7 protein-coding genes and 2 pseudogenes are annotated in these 6,524 nt (G+C 62.9%); 5 read left to right on the top strand and 4 right to left on the bottom strand.

The features are described from left to right. Positions 1-65 precede the first annotated feature (65 nt). Both NKJ89_RS22945 and NKJ89_RS22950 read left to right on the top strand, forming a co-directional pair. Positions 66-923 carry an alpha/beta fold hydrolase gene (locus tag NKJ89_RS22945; protein WP_352605843.1) on the top strand — a complete coding sequence of 286 codons (858 nt, stop codon included), beginning with the start codon at positions 66-68 and terminating at the stop codon, positions 921-923. 98 nt (positions 924-1,021) lie between these two features. Beyond that, a complete protein-coding gene (locus NKJ89_RS22950) occupies positions 1,022-1,678 on the top strand; it encodes a glutathione S-transferase family protein (protein WP_352605845.1) in 657 nt (218 codons plus the stop codon). A 127-nt stretch (positions 1,679-1,805) separates the two neighbouring features. Here NKJ89_RS22950 and NKJ89_RS22960 read toward each other — a convergent pair whose 3' ends face one another. From NKJ89_RS22960 to NKJ89_RS22970, 3 genes and pseudogenes are all read right to left on the bottom strand, one after another. Next, complete coding sequence (locus NKJ89_RS22960) at positions 1,806-2,069, bottom strand: ArsR/SmtB family transcription factor (protein WP_023757434.1); 264 nt, start codon at positions 2,067-2,069, stop codon at positions 1,806-1,808. 31 nt (positions 2,070-2,100) lie between these two features. Further along, positions 2,101-3,408: pseudogene (locus NKJ89_RS22965) on the bottom strand (MFS transporter); the annotation flags it as partial. Between the two features lie 28 nt (positions 3,409-3,436). Then, entirely contained in the window at positions 3,437-3,628 is a 192-nt protein-coding gene (locus NKJ89_RS22970) for a DUF1192 domain-containing protein (RefSeq protein WP_023757432.1), read from the bottom strand. Positions 3,629-3,739: 111 nt separating this feature from the next. Between NKJ89_RS22970 and NKJ89_RS22975 the strand changes: the two genes are divergently transcribed. The 3 genes from NKJ89_RS22975 (at position 3,740) to NKJ89_RS22985 (ending at position 6,045) form a co-directional block, all read left to right on the top strand. Then, entirely contained in the window at positions 3,740-4,750 is a 1,011-nt protein-coding gene (locus NKJ89_RS22975) for an NAD(P)H-quinone oxidoreductase (RefSeq protein ID WP_352605847.1), read from the top strand. A 181-nt stretch (positions 4,751-4,931) separates the two neighbouring features. Then, the gene (locus NKJ89_RS22980; protein ID WP_023757429.1) at positions 4,932-5,072 is read left to right on the top strand and encodes a DUF1127 domain-containing protein; all 141 of its coding nucleotides are present in this window, start codon (positions 4,932-4,934) and stop codon (positions 5,070-5,072) included. 277 nt (positions 5,073-5,349) lie between these two features. Beyond that, a complete protein-coding gene (locus NKJ89_RS22985; RefSeq protein WP_023810957.1) occupies positions 5,350-6,045 on the top strand; it encodes a DUF1013 domain-containing protein in 696 nt (231 codons plus the stop codon). 58 nt (positions 6,046-6,103) lie between these two features. Here NKJ89_RS22985 and NKJ89_RS22990 read toward each other — a convergent pair. Next, a pseudogene (locus NKJ89_RS22990) lies at positions 6,104-6,484 on the bottom strand (helix-turn-helix transcriptional regulator); the annotation flags it as partial. Positions 6,485-6,524 lie beyond the last annotated feature (40 nt).

Here is a 6,524-nt window from a genome sequence, read left to right on the forward strand (position 1 = left end):
TAACCGGTTGCAATATCGTATCAGTTTAATTATCGTTCAACCGATTGCAAACTGCAATCAGTATTATGAAGAAGGAGATCGCGTCCGTGACGACCGTCGAACGACCCGAGATCATATCCGAAGCCTTTGGCGATCCGGCGAACCCGCCGTTGTTGCTGATTATGGGCGCGATGGCCTCCATGCTGTGGTGGCCGGAGCAGCTGTGCCGGAAGCTGGCCTACTCCGGCCTGTTCGTGATCCGCTATGACAATCGCGATACCGGCCGTTCGACCAAATACAGACCGGGCGAGCCGCCCTACACGTTCGACGACATGGCGGACGATGCGATGCAGGTTCTCGACGAGCGCGGCATCGGCAAGGCGCATGTCGCCGGCATGTCGATGGGCGGCATGATCGCCCAGCTTGTGGCGCTCAAGCATCCGTCCCGCGTCGCATCGCTGACCGTGATCAGCAGCTCGCCGATCGGGCTCGACACGTCCCATCTGCCGAAAACCAGTGATGCCTATGCCGAGCATTCAGCCGAGGGAGCCAAGGTCGATTGGTCGGATCGTGGCCAGGTCGTCGATTTCATCGTCAGGGGTGCGCGGGCGATCGCCAGCACCGCTCACCCATTCGACGAGGTTCGGACGAGAACGTTCGTCGAGCAGGATTACGACCGTTCAGGCGGCTATCTGAGCGCGACCAACCATTTCATGCTCGGGGGTGGCGATGCATGGAAGGGTCGGCTGCACGAGATGATGGCGCCGTTGCTGGTCATCCATGGCACGGCGGATCCGATCTTCCCGGTGCAGCATGGCGAGGCGCTGGCCAAGGCTGTGCCCGGCGCGAAAATCATTCGCATCGAAGGCGGCGGCCATGAGCTGCATCCGGACGACTGGACGGAGATATCCGCGGCCATCGTCGCTCACATCCAGGCCAATTAATCGGCGAGTCTTGACGGATGAGTAAATGCTTCATCGTTTACCCTTGGCAAGCAGAACAGCGCCAGCCATCGACAAACCACGAGACAGACGAGCAAAAGATGTCCCTCACGCTTCATTTCCATCCGCTGGCCTCCTTCTGCTGGAAACCGTTGATCGCGCTCTATGAGAACGCCACGCCGTTTACGCCTGATATCGTCGATCTTGGCGATGCCGAGTCGCGCGCGGCCTTCCTGAGGATTTCGCCGACCGGCAAGATGCCGGCGCTGCGCGACGATGCGCGCGACCGCACGGTGCTGGAATCGACCATCGTCATCGAATATCTGGCCGCGCACTATCCGGGGCCGGTTGCCCTCGTTCCAGCCGACGTCGACCTGGCGCTGGCAGTCCGCCAGGCCGACCGCTTTTATGATTTTTATGTGCAGGAGCCTATGCAGAAGATCGTCGGCGACCGGTTGCGGCCGCAGGACAAGACCGATCCGTTCGGCGTCGAGCAGGCCCGCGCTCAGCTGCGTAACTCCTATGCCATCATCGAAGAGGACATGCGCTCGAAGAGCTGGGCGATGGGCGACGCCTTCACCATGGCCGATTGCGCGGCCTCCCCCGCGCTGTTCTATGCCAACAAGGTCGAGCCGTTCGGCGACAACTACCCGGCCGTGAAGCGCTATCACGACCGGCTGCTGCAGCGGCCATCGTTCGCCCGGGTGATCGAGGAGGCCCAGCCCTACTTCAAGTTCTTCCCCTACAACAACGGCTGATCGCGATGCTGCACGATCCCGCCCAGCTCGGCTGGATGGTCCAGGCACTCGCCGACCCGGCGCGGCGGAAGATGGTCGATCGGCTGTCGCGCGGGCCTGCTTCGGTCAGCCACCTGCCGCGAGCTGGTCAGTTTTCCCAGAATTGATCGAGCCAGATGTTGAGTTTGAGGAAGCCGGTATTGCTCACGGCATAGACGCGTCTTGTCCCTTCCGGCTTGGCATTGACCAGGCCGGCATCGAGCAGCACTTTCAGATGTTGCGACACGGCTGGACGTGAGACCGGCAAGCCGGCAGCCAGTTCGGTGACGGTTTTGGGGCCGCGGCGAAGTTCTTCCAGAAGATGGCGCCGGTTGGGATCGGCAATCGCCATGAAGGCGTCGGAAAACATCATGCCTTATTTGTGGGGCAAAGCCTTTCGAATCTCAACCGTCTGCTTCTGCTTTTCTTCTGGGATCAAGCCGCAATGCTTCCGGCGTCACCGAACGGTCGGCAGGCTGCGTCTTGAAGGCATCACGATCGCCGATCGGCACCGGGGCGCGGCGGCTGATGCGCAGCAGCGTATAGCCAGCCAGGCAGAGATGCGCGAAGGCGGTCGCCAGGAACAGGCCTTCCGGGCGCATCCAGCCCATCAGGGCCGCTGCCAGCAAGGGCCCGATCATCGTGCCGAAGCCGTAGAGCAGCAACAGGCCGCCCGACACCTTGACGAAATCCTCGGAGCGCGCGTGATCGTTGGCATGCGCCACGGCGATCGAATAGAGCGTATAGGCGAAGGCACCGTAGGCTGCGGTGAAGACGATGACGAAGACGCCGGAGCGTGGCTCGAACAGGAAGATCATGAGCGCGAACAAGGCCGCGCCGAAAGCCGCCCCCGCCAGCACGAAACGCCTGTCGGTCTGGTCGGACAGGCGCCCGGCCGGAAGCTGCATGGCGGCACCGGCAACGACCACGAGGCTCATCATCAGGGCAATCTCGGCGGTGGAAATGCCGATGCGGGCGCCATAGACCGCGCCTAGCGTGCCCCAGGCACCGTTGGCGATGCCGATCAATACGCATGCGACCGCCGAAACCGGCGAGTTGGCATAAAGGCCTTTGACGTCGAGCGAAACATCCTGCAGCGGCTTGGGGTGGGAGGCGCTCGAAACCGCGGTCGGAATGAGCGACAGGCAAAACAGGATGCCGGTGATCATGAACAGCGACGCCGATTTCACGTCGCCGCCGGCGACGATCATCTGCCCGCCCATGATCGAGGCATAGGTGACCATCATGTAGAGGCCGAAGACGGTGCCGCGATTCTCGTTGCTGGCCTTCTCGTTCAGCCAGCTTTCGATGACCATGAAGGCGCCGGCCATGGTGAAGCCGGTGAAGGCGCGCAGCAGGATCCAGACATATTCGTCGATGACCAGGCCGGTGAGCAGCGCCACGATGGCGCCCGACGCGGCAAAGGCGCCGAAGGCGCGCACGTGGCCTGCGCGGCGCACGATGCGCGGCGCAAAGAAGCAGCCGGTGACGAAGCCGCCGGCCCAGGCCGTGCCCATCAGGCCGAGCGACGCTGTCGAGAAGCCTTCCAACTGACCGCGCAGGGGTAGCAGCAGCCCATGCAATCCGGACGCCGCCAGCAGAAAGGCGGTGCCGCGAAGCAGTGAGAGGATCGGGCGGTAGGTTGCGAACATTGTTTGATCCGGCTCGTGTTTGACAGGGCGCTGGGTCTGCGAGACAGCCGCATTCGGGCTTTTCGGCGGCGGACCTTCGCCGGCGCTTCTATCCGCGGCGGAACAGCGCCTCGGCGGCCGATTTGGTGGTGTCCTTGGCCTTGAGCTCGGCCTCCAGCCTGGCGATCTCGTCTCGCAGGATGCCGATGCGTTCCGACAATTCACCGACGGAAAGCAGTGACAGGTCCTGCCCGATCTCGTGCGGGCGCGCCTTCTTGGGTTCGTCGTCGAAGATCGCCATCGTCGCTCCTCCCTGATTGGCCATTTGCCTGATTTGGCAATCAGCATACATAGGGCAGGGGCGTCGATGCAAACAGCCGATCGGACAACGGCGAGGAAAGACGGGAATCTCATGGCGAGTGGACAGCAAATTCCGGCAAGAATGACGGCCATTGCGATCTCGGAGCCGGGTGGCCCGAGGGTGCTGAAGCCGGAAACGCGCGACGTGCCGCAGCCCGGTCCCGGCGAGATACTGATCAAGGTGCATGCCGCCGGCGTCAACCGGCCCGATATCCAGCAGCGCAAGGGCGCCTATCCGCCGCCGCCCGGCGCGTCGGACCTGCCGGGCCTCGAGGCGTCGGGCGAAGTGGCGGCCGTTGGCGACGACACATCGCGCTGGCGCATTGGTGACCGCGTCTGCGCGCTCACACCTGGTGGCGCCTATGCCGAATATGTCAAGGTTCATGCCGGCAGCGTGCTGCCGCTGCCGGCCGGCTTCACCCACACCGAAGCGGCGGCAGTGCCAGAAAATTATTTTACCGTCTGGCACAATGTGTTCGAGCGTGGCGGCCTGAAGCGCGGCGAGACGCTGCTCGTCCATGGCGGCTCCTCCGGCATCGGCACCACGGCAATCCAGCTTGCCTCGGCCTTCGGCGCCTATGTCATCACCACCGCCGGCAGCAAGGAGAAATGCGATGCCTGCCTGAAGCTCGGCGCCGATCGCGCGATCAACTATCGCGAGGAGGATTTCGTCGCCGCGGTGAAAGAGGCGACGGGCGGCAAAGGCGCCAATGTCATCCTCGACATGGTCGGCGGCGACTATGTGGCGCGCAACTACGAAGCCGCGGCGGTCGAAGGCCGTATCGTCCAGATTGCCGTGCAGGCCGGCGCGGTGGCGAGCGCCGATTTCTCGAAGATCATGGTCAAACGGCTCGTCCACACCGGTTCCACGCTGAGGCCTCGCACCGTCGAGTTCAAGGCGGCGATCGCGGCGGCACTGGAAGCGCAGGTGTGGCCACTGCTCGGTACGCGCAAGATCGCTCCCGTGATGGACATGATCTTCCCGCTCAGCGAAGCCTGGCGGGCTCATGAGCGCATGGAAGACGGCGAGAATATCGGCAAGATCGTGCTCGACGTCGGCTAGGCCGGGATCACTTGAATCCGGATTTGTCCTGGGCGTGCGCCTCACTGCCTACAAGATGAACAGTTGTTTAATGCTGCAATGCACCATTTGCATCATTGCTATGCAAAATCGGCCATTCAAGTCCTCATTGATGATGCCTATTTGAGCATCATCAAAACGAACACTGATTTGGAGGACTACCATGAACCCGATCCGCGCTTACCGTAACTGGCGTATGTACACCGAGACCGTCCGCGAACTGAATCGCCTCAACGCACGTCAGCTCAGCGACCTCGGCATCAACCGAGGCGACATCGAAAAGATCGCCCGCAGGGCCATCTAACGTCGAGCGTGACCTGCGAAGGTCACGCCTGGCAAGCCAGAGCCGCATCAGACGGGTTTTCCGTCGCGGTTCCGAGCCCGCTGGACGCAGTCCGGCGGGTTTTGTCGTTTTGGGCGCAGTTTCGCTCGCTGCAATGGCGGGAGCGCCATCCAGTCATTGCTTCCAAAAACATTGCGAAACAACAATGGAACGGTTATACAGGCCGCGAATTTCCCATTTTGGTGGCTCTAAACCACCGCCCGCGCGGGAACGCGGGCGAACGAGAAGGATTTTTTAAATGGCCAATACGCTGCTTATGCCCAAGGCGACCGCCGTATGGCTGGTCGACAACACCGCGCTTTCCTTCGAGCAGATTGCGCAGTTCTGCGGGCTGCATCCGCTCGAGGTCAAGGCGATCGCCGACGGCGAATCGGCGCAAGGCATCAAGGGCATGGACCCGATCATGACCGGCCAGCTGACCCGCGACGAGATCGCGCGCGCCGAGAAAGACCCGAACCAGCGCCTCAAGCTTTCGGACCCCAAGGTGCGGGTGCCCGAATCCAAGCGCAAGGGTCCGCGCTACACGCCGCTTTCGAAGCGCCAGGACCGGCCGAATGCAATTCTCTGGCTGGTGCGCAACCATCCCGAGCTCAAGGACGCGCAGATCTCGCGCCTCGTCGGCACCACCAAGTCGACGATCGAGCAGATCCGCGAGCGCAAGCACTGGAACTCCGCCAATCTGCAGCCGATGGACCCGGTGACGCTGGGCCTTGCGTCGCAGATCGACCTCGACATGGAAGTCAATCGCGCCTCGCGCGGTCGCGAACAGGCGCAGCCGGTCGGTGACACGCTGTTGCCGGCGGCTTTGACCGAGCGGCTGGTGCCGGCTCCCGAGAAACCGAAGGACGAGGATGCCGAACTCGATGCCAACGCCGTGTTCGCCAAGCTCTCGGCGCTGAAGTCGAAGAACACGGACAATGACGACGACGAGTGAGACGTCGTACGCCCAATGGAAAAAGCCCGCTTCGAGCGGGCTTTTTTGTGCCGTTTTCTCAGCTGCGCGCGGCGCGGTCCGGGGCCATGCCGTAATCCTCGCTGCGCTCCACCGCCCGATAGAAGTCGGCAAGCTGCTTGCCGCGCTCCGGTTTGAAGATGCGGCCGGCGATGACCACCGAGGCGATGCGATCGATGCGGAAGGCACGAAAATCGTCGCGCATCTCGCACCAGGCGACCAGCGTCCACACCTTGCCCCAGAACCACAAGCCAAGCGGGCGGATATCGCGGGCGGTGCCGCGGCCGGCCTCGTCCGAGTAGTCGATGGTCAGCACCTGACGCTTTTCGACCGCGCGCTCGATCAGGTCGATTGCCTCGCGGGCGGCATCGCTGACCACCCACATCGGCGTGTGGATCTCGGTGCGGGCGATGCGGGGCTTTTAGGCTTAGGGCAGTACGGCGCCGCTCTTGACCCGCGCC

Source organism: Mesorhizobium sp. M0047, assembly GCF_040323315.1.
Classification (GTDB): Bacteria; Pseudomonadota; Alphaproteobacteria; order Rhizobiales; family Rhizobiaceae; genus Mesorhizobium.